A 16,511-nucleotide genomic window follows, 5' to 3' on the forward strand; every position below is an offset into this window, starting at 1 on the left:
GGAGTATATGGGGATGAATATCTGACATTCAACGACAAGAATGCGAGTAAAAAAAAATGGGGGACAAAATCCCCCATTTATTAACTAACCCTCTGGAACAACTGGTGAATTATTCGCCAGATGCTTGCTGCGCCTCGGGTTTGCCATAAATCATCAACGGCTCAGATTGGCCCGCGATGACGGATTCATCGATTACCACTTTGTCGACGCTGTCGAGGGATGGCAAGTCGTACATAGTGTCCAAAAGTGCCCCTTCAACGATGGAGCGCAGACCACGAGCACCGGTTTTGCGGATCATCGCTTTCTTCGCGATGGCGACCAGCGCTTCGTCGCGGAACTCAAGCTCGACACCTTCCAGATTGAACAACGCCTGATACTGCTTAGTCAGGGCATTTTTCGGCTCTTTAAGGATCTGAATCAGCGCGTCTTCGCTCAGTTCGCTCAGAGTCGCAACCACTGGCAAACGACCAATGAACTCAGGGATCAGACCGAATTTGATCAGATCTTCTGGTTCAGCCTGAGCCAGCAATTGACCTTCTGTCGCTTTCTCAGCTTTGCCTTTGATCTCTGCACCGAAACCGATACCTGTACCGGTGTTAATGCGTTGACCAATGACTTTATCTAAGCCAGCAAAAGCACCACCACAGATGAACAGAATTTTTGAGGTATCAACCTGCAAGAACTCTTGTTGCGGATGCTTACGACCGCCCTGAGGAGGCACAGCAGCAACGGTACCTTCAATCAGTTTCAACAGCGCCTGCTGAACACCTTCACCTGAAACATCACGGGTGATAGATGGGTTGTCAGACTTGCGGGAAATCTTGTCGATTTCATCGATATACACGATACCACGTTGCGCTTTCTGTACGTCGTAATCACATTTCTGTAGCAGTTTCTGGATAATGTTTTCAACGTCTTCACCCACGTAACCGGCTTCGGTCAAGGTGGTGGCATCTGCCATGGTGAATGGAACGTCGAGGAAACGAGCCAGAGTCTCAGCCAACAGGGTTTTACCGCTACCCGTTGGACCGATCAGCAAAATGTTGCTCTTGCCCAGTTCGATACCGTTGTTGGTATCACCGTTACGCAAGCGCTTGTAGTGGTTGTAAACCGCAACGGCCAGAACCTTTTTCGCAGGCTCTTGCCCGATGACATAATCATCGAGGTGTTGGCGAATTTCATGTGGCGTTGGCAGTGCGCTGCGTTCGCGATGCGGAGCAACTTCTTTAATCTCTTCGCGAATAATGTCATTGCACAGATCGACACATTCATCGCAGATATACACTGACGGCCCGGCAATCAGCTTGCGAACTTCATGCTGGCTTTTGCCGCAAAAAGAGCAGTACAGCAGCTTTCCTGAACCGTCTTTGCGCTTATCTGTCATCAGTAAACCTCTTCTTTAATATCTGTTTCGCAGGGTGACTGCGGCACGACTATTTTAAACTGCTGCCATATCGTTGACCAATGTCAGTTCCGTCAAAGACGAATTGACGCGTATTCGCAGCAACCAGCACTGCTCCTACGCGCCACAGCATGACTTAACTATAGACCATCAGTCCGGCAGAAATAAGTCGTCAGACGCGATGGGTAAATACGGAGTCAACTAAACCGTACTCTACAGATTCTTCAGCAGACAAGAAACGGTCGCGCTCAGTGTCACGCTCTATTTCTTCAAGAGTTTTGCCCGTATGTTTCGCCATCAGCTCATTCATACGACCTTTCACTTTCAGGATCTCTTTAGCATGGATTTCGATATCCGTTGCTTGCCCCTGATAGCCGCCCAGCGGCTGGTGAATCATGACACGCGAGTTTGGTAAGCAGAAACGCTTGCCCTTAGCACCCGCAGTCAACAGGAATGCACCCATTGAACAGGCCTGGCCCATACAAATGGTGCTGACATCCGGTTTGATGAACTGCATGGTGTCATAGATAGACATACCCGCAGTGATCACGCCGCCCGGAGAGTTAATGTACAGGAAAATGTCTTTCTCTGAACTTTCAGCTTCCAGGAACAGCATCTGAGCCACAATCAGGTTAGCCATATGGTCTTCAACCTGGCCTGTCAGGAAGATAATACGTTCCTTCAGCAGACGGGAGTAGATGTCGTAAGAACGCTCACCCCGTGAAGTCTGCTCAACAACCATGGGTACCAGAGCCATGTTCGGTGCAAATTGATCTCGTTCACCACTGTATGACATAACCGTCTCCTAATAGAATTCTCTTTTGGCGCTAGTTAAAACCGATTCTACTTGAGATAGGCATTGATGACTACGCTCAAGCGGCCAAGTCGCCGTTAACACGGCTGACGGTTGTTATCAGTCTGAATTTAGCAGCAAAGCTACCTGGTTTGTATTTAACAATTGGGGGAACGAACGCCCCTTTTCAAGCCCGCGGCGAGATTTCTTTCTCTGGCTGCGCATTTTTCATCGATTGGCTTAACAATAGCAGAGTCTATAAAAGTGGCCTCTGCTACTCACTTGCCGGCCTACTCTCTTTGCTTACGTTGATAAATATAGTGCAAAAACAACAGCAAAAAAGAAAAATGTCATCCGTAGAGCATAAAAAAGCCCGCAGTAAAAACCGCGGGCTTTTATGTAGAGCCGTTAACCTCTCGGCAAACAGCTCAATCACCGGCAAATCAATTATGCAGGTTGAGTCTGGTTCATCAGCTCAGTAAAGGTAGTGGCTTTTTCAGTCACTTTAGCTTTAGCCAACAGAGTTTCGACCGCTTGTTCTTCCAGCGCGACGTTACGCATGTTGTTCATCAGCTCTTTGTTTTTGCTGTAGAACTCAACAACTTCAGACGGATCTTCGTAAGCAGAAGCCATCTCTTCGATCAGCGCTTTAACGCGATCTTCGTCAGCTTTCAGTTCGTGCTGGCTGATCACTTCACCCAACAGCAGACCTACAACTACGCGACGTTTAGCTTGCTCTTCGAACAACTCACGCGGTAATTCCAGCGCTTGTTTTTCGTTGCCGCCGAAACGTTGTGCAGCCTGACGACGCAGAACGTCAACTTCACCGTCGATCAGTGCAGCTGGAACGTCGATTTCGTTAGCGTTAACCAGACCGTCGATTGCCTGAGTTTTGATGCGGTTACGAACAGCACCTTTCAGCTCGCGTTCCATGTTTTTACGCACTTCAGCACGCAGGCCTTCAACAGAACCATCAGCCACGCCGAAACGTTTGATGAACTCTGGAGTCAGTTCTGGCAGCTCACGCTCTTCAACTTTCTTCAGGGTGATCGCGAACTTAGCCGCTTTACCTTTCAGGTTTTCAGCGTGGTAATCTTCTGGGAAGTTTACGTCGATGACGAATTCTTCACCTGCTTTGTGACCAACCAGACCTTCTTCGAAGCCTGGGATCATGCGGCCCTGGCCCATAGCCAGTACGAAATCAGAGGCTTTGCCGCCTTCGAAATCTTCACCGTCGATAGAACCTGAGAAATCAACAGTTACGCGGTCTTCAGCAGTAACGGCAGCGTCAGTTTCTTTCCAGTCAGCTTGTTGCTTGCGCAGAGTTTCCAGCATGGTGTCAACATCAGCGTCGTTAACTTCAACAACTGGCTTCTCAACTTCGATGTTTTCCAGATCTTTCAGCTCAACTTCTGGGTACACTTCGAATTCAACGCTGTAGTTGAAGTCTTCGCCCAGTTTGTACTCACCCGGAATATAGTTAGGTGCGCCAGCTGGATTGATTTTCTCTTTGATGATCGCGTCAACGAAGTTGCGCTGCATCAGATCACCCAGAACGTCCTGACGAACGGAAGCACCGTAACGCTGCTCGATGATGTGTTTTGGTACTTTGCCTTTACGGAAGCCGTCAATACGTACTTTTTTCGATACGTTGACCAGTTCGCTGCTCACTGCTTTTTCAATGCTGTCAGCAGGAACAGTAATAGTTACACGGCGCCCAAGGCCTTGAGTGGTTTCAACAGAAACTTGCATCTTGTTACCTCAAAAAAATTACAGTGCTCGGTCAACTCCAGAAGTCGTTCTCAAGATGAGAAGCGTGGAAAAGAACGAACTTACCTTGAAAACGACTTCTAAGAACCGGGACAGTCCTGATTAAGAACGTAGCCCTGTATTCGAAAGCGTCCCGAAACCATTCCGGAAAAATAAGACGCGACATTATAGCGGCGCATAGACGGCGAGTCGAGGACGGTAATCTACTGCGTGGGAGGAAAACTCGCATTGCGGTCGATCCCTCGGAAAACGTAGTCGATGCAAAGGCTTAAACAACCCTGTCGCCTGCCTGCCACTTATTCTTCTCGGTTAAAACAGAAACGGCCCGCAGGCCGTTTCAGAATTTGCCCCTACTAATACCGCATCTTATGGAGAAAGTTCCAGTGATACCGTACCCTAGAAGGGAATTTTATGATTTTTGGGAGCAAGCTCCTTCGCGTTTAGGCTAAGGTTCCTGCACCTCGACAAGCAGGCGAAGCCAGTACAGTGTCCTGTAACCCTTCCCACTCTTTTTGCGTGTAAGTGTGTAATGCCAAGGCATGAACACTCCCCGCGAGCTCCTCTGAAAGTACGCCATAAATCGCTCTGTGACGTGAAAGGAAGCGCTCACCGACAAATTTGTCGGACACCACCACTACTTTGAAATGGCTTTCTGAACCGGCTGGGACATTGTGACGATAACTCTCATCAGTTACTTCCAGATACGCAGGTTCAAATGCTGCAACTAATTTTGCTTCTATTTGCTCGCGAATCATAGCAATCTCCTTACGCCGTTAGCAGGGAACTGCATCCTTACTTGACCATCTGTCACACTATTAAGGATAGGCGGCTTTGCGATTTATTAGTATGTTACAGAAACAAAATTTCTGCTGCGATTGATAAAAAAGGCAATCGGTTTGTCTTACCTAGTGGTATTTAGCCATTAATCTGCATTTTAGGCGAAACCATTACATATCAATAAGTCAGTTTGCTTTAAATTTAATCAAATGTCGCTTTAACCACCAGTCAGGGCTTACACCCTAAAATGGCGATGTTATGATGTGACTACATTCAGTAACCGATCCCATTTTACATCTGGTATCAGATGCATTAATTGAGAACCTAACATGTTGAAAAAAATCATTTTCCCTGTATTAGCATTGTTCATGCTTGCAGGTTGCGCTACCAGCACCAACACCTTAAATATTTCGCCAAAAATCACCCTGCCAACGCAGGATCCTACCCTTCAGGGCATCACTATCAGCATTAACGGTGCTGACCAACGTCAGGATCAGGCGCTGGCTAAAGTGAACCGTGACGGCCAGTTGGTTTCTCTGACCCCTTCTCGTGACCTGCGCTTCCTGCTGCAAGAGTCGCTGGAGAAGCAGATGACCGCGCGCGGTTACATGATTGGTGCTGACGGCGCCGTTGACCTGCAAGTTGTGGTGAACAACTTGTTTGCTGACGTGCAAGAAGGCAACCTGCGCTACAACATTACGACCAAAGCGGATATCTCCATCATCGCCACGGCGAAAAACGGTAACAAACAAGTTAAAAACTACCGTTCGACTTACAACGTTCAGGGCGCGCTTACTGCGACCAACGACAAAATCACCAATGCGGTTAACAGCACGCTGGGCGATGTCATCAACGACATGGCTCAAGACACCAGCATTAGTGACTTCATCAAAGCTAACGCCCGTTAATCTTAACTGGCTTAGCTGATCCCCTCTTCTGCCCGGCACTGTCGGGCAGAATTGTTTTTACCATTATTTCCCGCCTTCATTTATCATTCCCCTGCGCCTCAACTCTATCGGTCTGCGGGAACACATTTTAATGGTAAGCCAGTACTTCAAAATCTTCACACAGCGCAACACGCTGATATTACTGCTGCTCGGGTTTGCATCCGGCTTACCTCTTGCATTGACCTCGGGCACGCTGCAAGCCTGGATGACCGTCGAGAATGTCGATTTAAAAACCATTGGGATCTTCTCTCTGGTCGGCCAAGCCTACGTTTTCAAGTTCCTCTGGTCGCCGATGATGGACCGCTACACCCCCTCTTTCTTCGGCCGTCGTCGCGGATGGTTGATCCTCACCCAATTGCTGCTCGTCGCCTCGATTTTTGCCATGGGTTATCTCGATCCGGCGAAAGAGCTGTTCTGGCTGGCGGCGTTGGCGGTGCTGATCGCCTTTGCTTCTGCTTCGCAAGACATTGTTTTTGATGCCTATAAGACCGATCTTCTGCCGGCCGCCGAGCGTGGCAGCGGTGCCGCTGTCTCTGTCTTGGGCTATCGCCTAGCAATGCTGGTTTCCGGCGGGCTGGCGCTGTGGATAGCCGACCGCTACCTCGGCTGGCAACATATGTACTGGCTGATGGCCGGGCTGATGCTGATTGGCGTGGTGGCCACCATTATGGCGCCGGAGCCTGATGTCTCCGAGCCCGCGCCGCGCACCATAGAAATCGCGGTTGTGGCTCCCCTTAAGGACTTTTTCAGCCGTAACAATGCATGGCTGATTTTACTGCTGATCGTGATGTACAAGATGGGCGACGCCTTCGCGGGCAGCCTGAGCACCACTTTCTTGATTCGCGGCGTGGGGTTTGACGCGGGTGAAGTCGGGCTGGTGAATAAAACCCTTGGCCTGTTGGCGACGATTTTCGGCGCGCTGTATGGCGGGATGGTGATGCAGCGCCTCAACCTGTTCCGCGCATTAATGATTTTTGGCATTTTGCAGGCCGTTTCCAACGCCGGATACTGGATTCTGGCGGTCACGGACAAGCACATCTATTCCATGGGTGCGGCAATCTTCTTCGAGAACCTGTGCGGAGGGATGGGAACTGCGGCCTTCGTCGCACTGTTAATGACGCTGTGCAACAAATCGTTTTCCGCCACCCAGTTTGCCCTGCTTTCGGCGCTCTCCGCTGTGGGCCGGGTGTACGTCGGGCCAATTGCCGGTTGGTTTGTCGAGGCTCACGGCTGGCCGCTGTTCTATCTGTTCTCTATCGCCGCCGCCGTGCCGGGGCTGCTACTGCTGGCGATTTGCCGCCAAACCCTTGAACACACGCAGAATACCGATGAGTTTCTGCCTCGCACACTGTTTGCCAACAGCTACCGGCTGGCGCTGCGCATCCTGATGTTAGGCTGCTTACTGTTAGCTGTCTGGCTGGTGCTGCTGATCACCAACTCGCTGGAGTGGACCGCCTTCACTTCGCTGCCGCAAAAACTGATCGAAGCCGGGGCCGTGATTTGCCTTTTGGGCATCGCGCTGGGCAGCGTGCTCGACTTTATGGCTCTGCGTCACCTGCGTCGGGCCTAGCCGAGTTTAAGACAGTTCTCCCTTGTCCCACTGCTAGAATTCTGGCCTGATATGTCTGTGCAAAACGCAGGCGTATCAAGGCTGGCGCGGCTTTTCGGCGATAATTTCCTGCTCAAAACCCAGCCTAAATTAAGCAACATTTCCCTGCGCTGAGATAAACTTCGTTCAATAAAATATATTTAATAAGTTACAGCATCTTTCAAATACACTTTTTTTTTACCTGCTTTTTATTTTTAAATTCACCGTATTTATACATTGCGTTAACATTAATTAAACTTACCAAGAACATTACACTTCGCATTAAATATTAGGTGTTACTGCTATACCTTGTTTTTACTCACCATAGTGAGAGAACCCCACGCAACATATTGTTGACATTGAGAAATTGTCACTCTCCGTGACATGTGTGACTTCGTTAACATAAAGTGGCAGTGGCCCGCTGACACTTCCTTAAGCGTGTTTACAGTACTGCAACCTTCCCGTAAAATGCCCGCACACATGGAGCGACAATAGAGCCCTGATTTATTGAGGTCGTTAGATGAGACTTAAGAAATACAATAAAAGTATTGGGATGTTGTCCTTATTTGCATCTGCTTTAATGTTAAGTGGTTGCAATACGGCATTGATGGATCCCAAAGGAGCAATTGGACTCGAGCAGAGAACGCTGATACTGACCGCAATCGGATTAATGCTGATCGTGGTTATACCAGTTATTATCATGGCCTTTGCATTTGCATGGAAGTATCGCGCTTCTAATACAAACGCTAAGTACAGCCCGAACTGGTCCCATTCCAACAAAATCGAAGCCGTGGTATGGACGGTTCCAATTATCATCATTGCCATTCTGGCAACGATAACTTGGAAAACCACTCACGAACTTGACCCGTTCAAGCCTATCGTATCTGACCAAAAGACCCTGACAGTTGAAGTGGTTTCTTTGGACTGGAAATGGTTGTTCATTTATCCAGAACAAGGCATCGCAACTGTTAACGAATTGGTTATCCCTAAAGATGTTCCGGTTCAGTTCAAAGTCACTTCTGACTCTGTAATGAACTCGTTCTTTATTCCTCAGTTAGGCGGACAGATTTACGCGATGGCGGGTATGCAGACTCAGTTGCACTTGATTGCAAACGAAGCTGGTACCTATAAAGGCATCTCGTCAAACTTCAGTGGCCGCGGTTTCTCTGGCATGAAGTTCAACACTATTGCAACTCCTACGCGTGAAGACTTTGACGCATGGGTAGCGAAAGTGAAGAGCGCGCCAAACCAACTGGCAACCACTGACGACTTCAACAAACTGGCAGCGCAAAGTATCGACAACCCGGTTGAATACTTCGCAAGCGTCAAACCTGAATTGTTCAAAGAAATTATTGGCAAATTCATGGGTGATATGAACATGCACAAAGGCCAGACGATGCCAATGCCAGCTGGCACTGACATGAAAGGCATGGACATGGGCGATCATGCTCACGCAGCCGGAGCCGAGGAATAAACGATGTTGGGAAAATTAACACTTGATGCGATCCCGTATCATGAACCGATTATCGTGGTCACCGTTGCCGCGATAATTATTGGTGGCTTGGCCGTTCTGGCCGGTATCACCTATTTCGGCAAATGGAAGTATTTGTGGAACGAATGGATCACCTCCGTTGACCACAAAAAATTAGGTATCATGTACATCATTCTGGCCTTCGTCATGCTGTTGCGTGGCTTTGCCGATGCGATCATGATGCGTAGCCAGCAAGTCCTCGCCTCTGCGGGAGAACCGGGCTTCCTACCGCCTCATCACTACGACCAAATCTTTACTGCGCACGGCGTGATCATGATCTTCTTCATGGCGATGCCTTTCGTTATCGGTCTGATGAACGTGGTTGTGCCGCTGCAAATCGGTGCTCGTGACGTTGCATTCCCGTTCCTGAACAACATCAGCTTCTGGTTCACCGCCGCTGCCGTTGTACTGATCAACATCTCTCTGGGGGTTGGTGAGTTCGCGCAGACTGGTTGGTTGGCCTATCCGCCGTTGTCAGGTAAGGAGTACAGTCCGGGTGTCGGGGTCGATTATTGGATATGGAGTCTTCAGATATCCGGTATTGGTACCTTGCTGACCGGTGTTAACTTCTTCGCCACCATCCTCAAGATGCGTGCGCCTGGTATGCCGCTGATGAAAATGCCGGTATTTACCTGGGCTGCGTTGTGTACCAACGTCTTGATCATCGTGTCGTTCCCAATTCTGACCGTAACCGTTGCGTTGCTGACCCTGGATCGCTATCTGGGCACCCATTTCTTCACCAATGATATGGGCGGCAACATGATGATGTACATCAACCTGATTTGGGCCTGGGGCCATCCGGAAGTGTATATCTTGGTTCTGCCAGTATTTGGTGTGTTCTCAGAAGTTACTGCGACCTTCTCCAAAAAACGTCTGTTCGGCTACACCTCACTGGTATGGGCAACCATCGCCATCACCGTGTTGTCGTTCGTTGTTTGGCTGCACCACTTCTTCACCATGGGTTCAGGCGCCAACGTCAATGCCTTCTTCGGTATCATGACGATGATTATTTCTATCCCAACAGGGGTAAAAATCTTCAACTGGCTGTTCACCATGTACCAAGGCCGTATCCAGCTTAACGCTGCGATGCTGTGGACCATCGGCTTCATCATCACCTTCTCTGTGGGTGGTATGACCGGCGTTCTGTTGGCTGTTCCGGGCGCAGACTTCGTGCTGCACAACAGCTTGTTCCTGATTGCTCACTTCCATAACGTGATTATCGGTGGTGTGGTATTCGGTTGCTTCGCTGGCCTGACTTACTGGTTCCCTAAATCCTTCGGCTTCACGCTGAATGAGAAATGGGGTGTGCGTTCATTCTGGTTCTGGATCATCGGCTTCTTCGTCGCCTTCATGCCGCTCTATGCACTGGGCTTCATGGGTATGACTCGCCGCGTTAGCCAGAATATCGACCCTGAGTTCCACCCATTACTGGTAGTGGCAGCTTGTGGTGCAGCATTGATTGCAATCGGTATTCTTTGCCAACTGATCATGATCGTTGTGAGTGTTCGTGACCGCGACCAGAACCGTGACCTGACGGGTGACCCGTGGGGCGCACGTACTCTGGAGTGGGCAACCTCTTCTCCTCCTCCGTTCTATAACTTCGCAGTAGTACCTCAGGTACACGACCGCGATGCGTTCTGGGACATGAAAGAGAAAGGCGAAGCTTATGTTAAACCAGCGAAATATGAAAAAATTCATATGCCACGTAACAGCGGCGCAGGCTTCATCATTGCGATGCTCAGCCTGGTAAGCGGTTTTGCATTAATCTGGGATATCTGGTGGTTGGCGCTGGTAAGCTTCATCGCCCTGGTAGTGACCTGGATTGTGAAAAGCTTCGATGAAGATGTTGATTACTACGTGCCGGTTGATGAAATCGAACGTATTGAAAGCCAACATTTTGAACAAATCAGCAAAGCAGGCTTGAAACATGGCAACTGATACCCTGACTAACCACGACGCAGCCCATGCAGAGCATGGGCACCACGACGCAGGTGAAACCAAAGTCTTCGGCTTCTGGATCTACCTGATGAGCGACTGCGTACTGTTCGCGAGCTTGTTCGCAACTTACGCAGTACTGGTGCACGGGACCGCTGGCGGCCCGTCTGGTAAAGATATTTTTGAACTGCCATTCGTACTGGTAGAAACCTTCTTCCTGCTGTTCAGTAGTATTACTTACGGCATGGCGATGCTGGGCATGACTAAAGGCAGCGTAAAAGCTGTTAACAGCTGGTTGTTCCTGACCTTCCTGTTTGGTCTTGGCTTCATCGCGATGGAACTCTATGAATTCCATCACCTGATTAAAGAAGGCTACGGTCCGGATCGCAGTGGTTTCTTGTCAGCGTTCTTCGCGCTGGTAGCAACCCACGGCCTGCACGTAACTTGTGGCCTGATCTGGATCATCACCATGATGGTACAGGTTAGCCGTCGCGGCCTGACCGCAGTTAACCAAACCCGTCTGATGTGCCTGAGCTTGTTCTGGCACTTCCTGGACGTGGTATGGATCTGCGTATTCACCGTTGTTTATCTGATGGGGGTATTAGCATGAGTCATTCTGCCACTTCCCATGGCGGCGCAAGCCACGGCAGCGTGAAGTCATACCTGATTGGCTTCATCCTGTCAGTTATTCTGACGGTTATCCCGTTTGCCATGGTAATGAGCGATACAGCTTCACATTCGCTTATCATTGGCACGGTGGTCGCATCTGCGATTATCCAGATCGTTGTACATCTGGTTTACTTCCTGCACTTAAGTACTGCATCGGAAGCACGCTGGAACCTGGTGGCATTTCTGTTCACCGCTGTGATTATCTTTATCGTCGTTGTGGGCTCACTGTGGATTATGTATAACCTCAACCTCAATATGATGGTCAGTTAAAGAGCCGAGCTGCACGTGATGATTAAGCAATACCTGCAAGTAACGAAACCAGGAATTATTTTCGGTAATTTAATTTCTGTCGTCGGGGGATTCCTCCTTGCTGCCAAAGGCAGCATCGACTTCCCTCTCTTTCTCGCCACCTTAGTGGGCGTCTCGTTGGTTGTCGCATCGGGTTGTGTTTTCAACAACTTTATCGACCGCGACATCGACAAGATTATGGAAAGAACGAAGAACCGGGTCCTGGTTAAGGGCCTGATTCCGCCGAAAACAACCTTGGTTTACGCGACCATTTTGGGTATTGCGGGCTTTGCGTTGCTGTATATCGGTGCCAATCCGCTGGCGATGTGGCTGGCAGTGATGGGCTTTGTGGTTTATGTCGGGGTTTATAGCCTGTATATGAAACGCAAATCGGTATATGGCACGCTGATCGGCAGCTTGTCAGGAGCAGCGCCTCCGGTTATTGGTTACTGTGCCGTTTCCGGTCAGTTCGATATGGGCGCGCTGATCCTGTTGCTGATCTTCAGCCTGTGGCAGATGCCGCACTCGTACGCGATTGCCATCTTCCGCTTTAAAGATTATCAGGCCGCTAACATTCCGGTTCTGCCGGTAGTGAAAGGCATTTCAGTGGCGAAGCACCACATCACCGTCTACATCATTGCTTTTATGGTGGCGACTTTGATGCTGACCCTGAGCGGCTACGCGGGTTATAAATACCTGATTGTGGCTGCCGCGGTAAGCGTCTGGTGGTTGGGCATGGCCCTGAAAGGTTACAAAACTGAAAACGACATCGTCTGGGCAAGAAAGCTCTTTGTCTTCTCGATTATCGCGATCACTTCGCTGAGCGTCATGATGTCTATCGACTTCAACGCCGCTTCGCCGAACAACTTGTTAACCTACGTCTGGTAAGCATGACGCGCTGAGTTCTTTAGCGATATACAGCACAACAATGGCCAGTAGCGATACTGGTCATTTTTTTGAGCCCTCCCCTGCTTTATCCAGTCAGAATTTTCATAACGTTGTGCTTCTGGCCCACTGGCGGCGGTAATATCTGCTAAACATCCAGCAATTTACCGGCACAAGTTAAAGACATTACAATGTCGCAGGTTTTAGTCTTGAGGTAGTAATGAACGATAACCAAATGACCCCGCAGGAAAGCCGGGCGACGTGGGGACTAGGGATAGTTTTCTCTTTACGCATGCTCGGCATGTTTATGGTGCTACCGGTCCTGACCACTTACGGCATGGCGCTCGCGGGTGCCAGTGAAACACTTATCGGCATTGCTATCGGTATCTATGGACTGGCACAGGCCGTCTTCCAAATTCCTTTTGGCTTGCTCTCCGACCGCGTTGGGCGCAAGCCGCTGATCGTCTTTGGGCTGATCATCTTCTGTATCGGTAGCGTGGTTGCCGCGTCAACAGATTCAATCTGGGGCGTGATCATTGGCCGCGCGATGCAAGGCTCCGGCGCGATTGCCGCCGCCGTGATGGCGCTGCTGTCTGACTTAACGCGCGAGCAGAACCGCACCAAGGCGATGGCCTTTATCGGCATCAGCTTTGGTATCACCTTTGCTATCGCCATGGTGCTCGGCCCAATCATTACCCATGCGTGGGGCCTGCACGCGCTGTTCTGGGCTATTGCCCTGCTGACGATTATTGCCATTGTTATCACGCTGTTGGTGGTCCCGGCTCCGGCGACCCACATCCTTAACCGTGAATCGAGCATGGTAAAAGGCAGCTTTGGTAAGGTGTTGGCGAACAAGAAACTGTTGAAGCTTAACTTTGGCATTCTCTGTCTGCACATTCTGCTGATGTCGAGCTTCGTGGTGCTGCCACAAGTGATGGAGCACGCGGGCTTCCCGCCGAGCGAGCACTGGCGCGTCTATCTGGTGACTATGCTTGTCTCCTTCGTGGCGGTCATTCCGGTCATCATCTATGCCGAATCTAAGCGTCACATGAAGCAAGTTTTCATGGGCTGCGTGGCGGTGCTGCTGCTGGCTGAGCTGGTGCTGTGGTACGCCGGTCTGCGCCTGTGGGTAGTGATTGCCGGTATCCAACTGTTCTTCTTAGCTTTCAACGTGATGGAAGCCATTCTGCCTTCGCTTATCAGCAAAGAGTCTCCGGCGGGCTATAAAGGCACGGCGATGGGCGTTTACTCCACCAGCCAGTTTATTGGCGTGGCCATCGGCGGCAGTTTGGGGGGTTATGTTTACGGAGCGGGCGGCGCTGGCGCAGTCTTCTTGGTTTGCGCCGCCATTGCCGTGGTGTGGCTGATTGTCAGCGCCACCATGAGCGAACCGCCTTACGTCAGCAGCCTGCGCATTACGCTGTCTGAATTGGCGGTGAAAGACTCGGCCCTTGAAGCACGCATCAAAGCCCAGCCGGGCGTTGCCGAAGCGATTGTGGTGCCGGAAGAGCTGAGTGCTTATGTCAAAGTCGACACAAAACAGACCAACCGCAAAGCGCTAGAGCAATTGGTCGCCGTTGCCTAATACTTTGATAATATAATAAAAAAGGACGCTCACAGGGCGTCCTTTTTGTTTCCCGCAGGGCAATCAGTCGCGGAAGTTCTTAAACTGGAAAGGCTGGCCCAAATCACCTTTACGCACCAGCGCCATCACGGCTTGCAGGTCATCACGCGCTTTACCCGTCACGCGGATTTCATCGCCCTGAACCTGAGTCTGCACCTTGATTTTGCTGTCTTTAATCAGCTTAACAATCTTCTTAGCAACCGCAGATTCAATCCCTGAGTGCAGTTTAGCTTCTACGCTGTAGGTCTTGCCGCTGTGATCCATCTTCTCAGGGATCTCCAGCGCCGCGCCTTCAATACCGCGCTTTGCCAGCTTTTCACGAAGAATATCAACCAGTTGGTTCACCTGAAAATCAGATTCGCTGGCGACTTTGATGGTTTCGTTTTTCTCATTCAGCTCGAAGCTAGCAGGAATGTTGCGGAAATCCCAACGGGTTTGCAGTTCACGGCTGGCGTTGTCGACCGCGTTGAGCACTTCCTGCATGTCGATTTCAGAAACAATGTCGAATGACGGCATAATCGCTTCTCCCTGGGGCTTTAACCCATGTCGTTATGATGATAAGTCTTATGATGGCGTGCATAATACCGCCTTCGCTCATTGAAGCCAAAAATAAGCCGTCGGTTTTTATCAGGATGAGGGTTAAGATGAGGCCGACGCGCGAAAATATGTGACACACAGCACAGAATGCTATACTAAAAAATACAAATTAATAACAAATTAGAAACATTAAATTCGATTTACTGAGTATGTTTGATCTGATTGCTCAGGAGGCATAATGAAAATTACAGTTCTTGGCTGCGGTGCATTGGGCCAACTATGGCTTTCAGCTCTCTACCAGCAAGGCCACGACGTACAAGGTTGGGTGCGTATTCCACAGCCTTTTGTTGCCGTTAACGTGATATCGCCGGAAGGCGTGGCGTTCAACCGTAACCTCCCGACCAATGACCCGCAGCATTTGGCCGAAAGCGAACTGCTGTTGGTGACGCTAAAAGCTTGGCAAGTCTCCGGCGCGGTGAGCGCGCTGATGCCGATGCTCAACGACAATTGCACCCTGCTGCTGCTGCATAACGGCATGGGCACCATCGACGAATTGCCCGCCAGCCGTCTGTCCATCCTGCAAGGGGCGACCACCCACGCCGCGCGCCACGAGGGCAATGCCATTCTGCACGTTGCGGCTGGGATAACTCATATCGGCCCGGTTTCTGCGCGCGGCGCGGCTTCCAGCCATATCGCCGACGTGCTGCACGACGCCCTGCCCGACGTGGCTTGGCATAACAACATCTACCCTTCCCTGTGGAACAAGCTGGCGGTGAACTGTGTGATTAACCCACTGACCGCGGTGCATAATTGTACCAATGGGGATTTGCTGGGCTTCGGCAGCGAAATCGAGCAGATCTGCTCTGAAGTGGCCGAAGTGATGGCGATTGAAGGCTACCAGACGCACGCCGACTCCCTGCTGAGCTATGTATATCAGGTGATCGACACCACGGCCGCCAACCACTCGTCGATGTTGCAGGACATCCGCACCCAGCGTCACACAGAAATCGACTATATTACCGGTTATGTTATTCGTCGCGGGCGCAAGCACGGGCTGACTCTGCCGGTGAACAGTCGCTTATTCGATACCGTTAAAAGAAAGGAAAATGGCTATGAGCGTTTCGGTTCTGGTCTGCCTGGCTCCTGGGAGTGAGGAAATTGAGGCCGTTACGGCCATCGACCTGCTGGTAAGAGCCGGTGCCAAGGTCACCACGGCTAGCGTAGCGGGCGATGGCGCGCTGGAAATCACCTGTTCGCGCGGGGTTAGGCTGCTGGCCGATGCCGCACTGGTGGACGTTGCCGATAACGACTTTGACGCCATTGTTCTGCCGGGCGGAGTGAAAGGAGCCGAGTGCTTCCGCGACAGCCCGCTGCTGGTGGAAACCGTTCGCCAGATGCACTTCGCGGGGAAAGTTGTCGCCGCTATCTGCGCCGCGCCTGCGCTGGTGCTGGAATATCACGACTTATTCCCCATCGCCAATATCACCGGTTTTCCGGGGCTGAAAGATAAAATCGCCGCCAACAAATGGTCCGATCGCCGGGTGATGCATGACCCACGGGTTAATTTGCTCACCAGCCAAGGGCCGGGCAGCTCGATGGAGTTCACCCTGAAACTGATCGAACTGCTGTTCGACCGAGCCAAAGCGGCGGAGATTGCCGCTCAGTTAGTGATGTCGCCGGGGATATATAATTTCACTGATGAAGGCGCACGTGAGTAACCGCTCACTCTCTTTCTGGTTGCGTTGAAAAAACCATAAAAAAACCC

At 50.6% G+C, this 16,511-nt stretch carries 15 protein-coding genes; 10 read left to right on the top strand and 5 right to left on the bottom strand.

Features of this window, described 5'->3' with window-relative positions; genetic code table 11:
- Window positions 1-109: 109 nt before the first annotated feature.
- From clpX to bolA, 4 genes are all read right to left on the bottom strand, one after another.
- The gene (gene clpX / locus GEAM_RS13645; RefSeq protein ID WP_034792384.1) at window positions 110-1,384 is read right to left on the bottom strand and encodes an ATP-dependent protease ATP-binding subunit ClpX; all 1,275 of its coding nucleotides are present in this window, start codon (window positions 1,382-1,384) and stop codon (window positions 110-112) included.
- Window positions 1,385-1,574: 190 nt separating this feature from the next.
- Window positions 1,575-2,198, bottom strand: a complete 624-nt coding sequence (gene clpP, locus GEAM_RS13650; protein ID WP_034792385.1) for an ATP-dependent Clp endopeptidase proteolytic subunit ClpP — start codon at window positions 2,196-2,198, stop codon at window positions 1,575-1,577.
- Window positions 2,199-2,642: 444 nt separating this feature from the next.
- On the bottom strand, window positions 2,643-3,947 hold the full coding sequence (gene tig / locus GEAM_RS13655) for a trigger factor (protein WP_034792387.1): 1,305 nt from the start codon (window positions 3,945-3,947) through the stop codon (window positions 2,643-2,645).
- Between the two features lie 458 nt (window positions 3,948-4,405).
- Window positions 4,406-4,720 (bottom strand): transcriptional regulator BolA, encoded by a 315-nt coding sequence (bolA, locus tag GEAM_RS13660; RefSeq protein ID WP_034792389.1) that lies wholly within the window; start codon window positions 4,718-4,720, stop codon window positions 4,406-4,408.
- Window positions 4,721-5,071: 351 nt separating this feature from the next.
- Here bolA and GEAM_RS13665 point away from each other — a divergent pair, with 351 nt between their 5' ends.
- The 8 genes from GEAM_RS13665 to GEAM_RS13700 all read left to right on the top strand — a co-directional run bounded on the left by GEAM_RS13665 (window position 5,072) and on the right by GEAM_RS13700 (window position 14,170).
- The gene (locus tag GEAM_RS13665; protein WP_034792392.1) at window positions 5,072-5,650 is read left to right on the top strand and encodes a lipoprotein; all 579 of its coding nucleotides are present in this window, start codon (window positions 5,072-5,074) and stop codon (window positions 5,648-5,650) included.
- Between the two features lie 130 nt (window positions 5,651-5,780).
- Complete coding sequence (gene ampG, locus GEAM_RS13670) at window positions 5,781-7,259, top strand: muropeptide MFS transporter AmpG (RefSeq protein ID WP_034792394.1); 1,479 nt, start codon at window positions 5,781-5,783, stop codon at window positions 7,257-7,259.
- A gap of 538 nt (window positions 7,260-7,797) precedes the next feature.
- Entirely contained in the window at window positions 7,798-8,751 is a 954-nt protein-coding gene (gene cyoA, locus GEAM_RS13675) for a cytochrome o ubiquinol oxidase subunit II (RefSeq protein WP_034792398.1), read from the top strand.
- 3 nt (window positions 8,752-8,754) lie between these two features.
- Complete coding sequence (cyoB, locus tag GEAM_RS13680) at window positions 8,755-10,746, top strand: cytochrome o ubiquinol oxidase subunit I (RefSeq protein ID WP_034792400.1); 1,992 nt, start codon at window positions 8,755-8,757, stop codon at window positions 10,744-10,746.
- Window positions 10,736-11,353 carry a cytochrome o ubiquinol oxidase subunit III gene (locus GEAM_RS13685; RefSeq protein WP_034792403.1) on the top strand — a complete coding sequence of 206 codons (618 nt, stop codon included), beginning with the start codon at window positions 10,736-10,738 and terminating at the stop codon, window positions 11,351-11,353. Before cyoB ends, GEAM_RS13685 begins: the two co-directional genes overlap by 11 nt.
- On the top strand, window positions 11,350-11,682 hold the full coding sequence (locus GEAM_RS13690) for a cytochrome o ubiquinol oxidase subunit IV (protein ID WP_034792406.1): 333 nt from the start codon (window positions 11,350-11,352) through the stop codon (window positions 11,680-11,682). Before GEAM_RS13685 ends, GEAM_RS13690 begins: the two co-directional genes overlap by 4 nt.
- Before the next feature lie 18 nt (window positions 11,683-11,700).
- Window positions 11,701-12,588 (top strand): heme o synthase, encoded by an 888-nt coding sequence (cyoE, locus tag GEAM_RS13695; RefSeq protein WP_034792408.1) that lies wholly within the window; start codon window positions 11,701-11,703, stop codon window positions 12,586-12,588.
- Between the two features lie 217 nt (window positions 12,589-12,805).
- Window positions 12,806-14,170 (top strand): MFS transporter, encoded by a 1,365-nt coding sequence (locus tag GEAM_RS13700; protein WP_034792409.1) that lies wholly within the window; start codon window positions 12,806-12,808, stop codon window positions 14,168-14,170.
- 63 nt (window positions 14,171-14,233) lie between these two features.
- Here the strand turns inward: GEAM_RS13700 and GEAM_RS13705 are convergent, their stop codons facing one another.
- Window positions 14,234-14,725, bottom strand: coding sequence for a YajQ family cyclic di-GMP-binding protein (locus GEAM_RS13705; protein WP_034792410.1), 492 nt, complete (start codon window positions 14,723-14,725; stop codon window positions 14,234-14,236).
- Window positions 14,726-14,984: 259 nt separating this feature from the next.
- On the opposite strand from GEAM_RS13705, the gene panE reads away from it, so the two are divergent.
- Together panE and yajL are read left to right on the top strand one after the other, a co-directional pair.
- A complete protein-coding gene (panE, locus tag GEAM_RS13710) occupies window positions 14,985-15,899 on the top strand; it encodes a 2-dehydropantoate 2-reductase (protein ID WP_034792412.1) in 915 nt (304 codons plus the stop codon).
- Window positions 15,859-16,464: a protein deglycase YajL gene (gene yajL / locus GEAM_RS13715; RefSeq protein ID WP_034792414.1), complete on the top strand. Its 606-nt coding sequence runs from the start codon at window positions 15,859-15,861 to the stop codon at window positions 16,462-16,464. The genes panE and yajL overlap by 41 nt, the downstream gene beginning before the upstream one ends.
- The last annotated feature ends 47 nt before the right edge of the window (window positions 16,465-16,511 follow it).

The organism is Ewingella americana ATCC 33852 (assembly GCF_000735345.1).
Lineage (GTDB): Bacteria > Pseudomonadota > Gammaproteobacteria > Enterobacterales > Enterobacteriaceae > Ewingella > Ewingella americana.

Excerpts from the sequence above, each read along its gene's own strand:
- clpX (WP_034792384.1), bottom strand. The coding sequence starts at position 1,384 with ATGACAGATAAGCGCAAAGACGGTTCAGGAAAGCTGCTGTACTGCTCT.
- clpP (WP_034792385.1), bottom strand. The coding sequence starts at position 2,198 with ATGTCATACAGTGGTGAACGAGATCAATTTGCACCGAACATGGCTCTG.
- tig (WP_034792387.1), bottom strand. The coding sequence starts at position 3,947 with ATGCAAGTTTCTGTTGAAACCACTCAAGGCCTTGGGCGCCGTGTAACT.
- bolA (WP_034792389.1), bottom strand. The coding sequence starts at position 4,720 with ATGATTCGCGAGCAAATAGAAGCAAAATTAGTTGCAGCATTTGAACCT.
- GEAM_RS13665 (WP_034792392.1), top strand. The coding sequence starts at position 5,072 with ATGTTGAAAAAAATCATTTTCCCTGTATTAGCATTGTTCATGCTTGCA.
- ampG (WP_034792394.1), top strand. The coding sequence starts at position 5,781 with ATGGTAAGCCAGTACTTCAAAATCTTCACACAGCGCAACACGCTGATA.
- cyoA (WP_034792398.1), top strand. The coding sequence starts at position 7,798 with ATGAGACTTAAGAAATACAATAAAAGTATTGGGATGTTGTCCTTATTT.
- cyoB (WP_034792400.1), top strand. The coding sequence starts at position 8,755 with ATGTTGGGAAAATTAACACTTGATGCGATCCCGTATCATGAACCGATT.
- GEAM_RS13685 (WP_034792403.1), top strand. The coding sequence starts at position 10,736 with ATGGCAACTGATACCCTGACTAACCACGACGCAGCCCATGCAGAGCAT.
- GEAM_RS13690 (WP_034792406.1), top strand. The coding sequence starts at position 11,350 with ATGAGTCATTCTGCCACTTCCCATGGCGGCGCAAGCCACGGCAGCGTG.
- cyoE (WP_034792408.1), top strand. The coding sequence starts at position 11,701 with ATGATTAAGCAATACCTGCAAGTAACGAAACCAGGAATTATTTTCGGT.
- GEAM_RS13700 (WP_034792409.1), top strand. The coding sequence starts at position 12,806 with ATGAACGATAACCAAATGACCCCGCAGGAAAGCCGGGCGACGTGGGGA.
- GEAM_RS13705 (WP_034792410.1), bottom strand. The coding sequence starts at position 14,725 with ATGCCGTCATTCGACATTGTTTCTGAAATCGACATGCAGGAAGTGCTC.
- panE (WP_034792412.1), top strand. The coding sequence starts at position 14,985 with ATGAAAATTACAGTTCTTGGCTGCGGTGCATTGGGCCAACTATGGCTT.
- yajL (WP_034792414.1), top strand. The coding sequence starts at position 15,859 with ATGAGCGTTTCGGTTCTGGTCTGCCTGGCTCCTGGGAGTGAGGAAATT.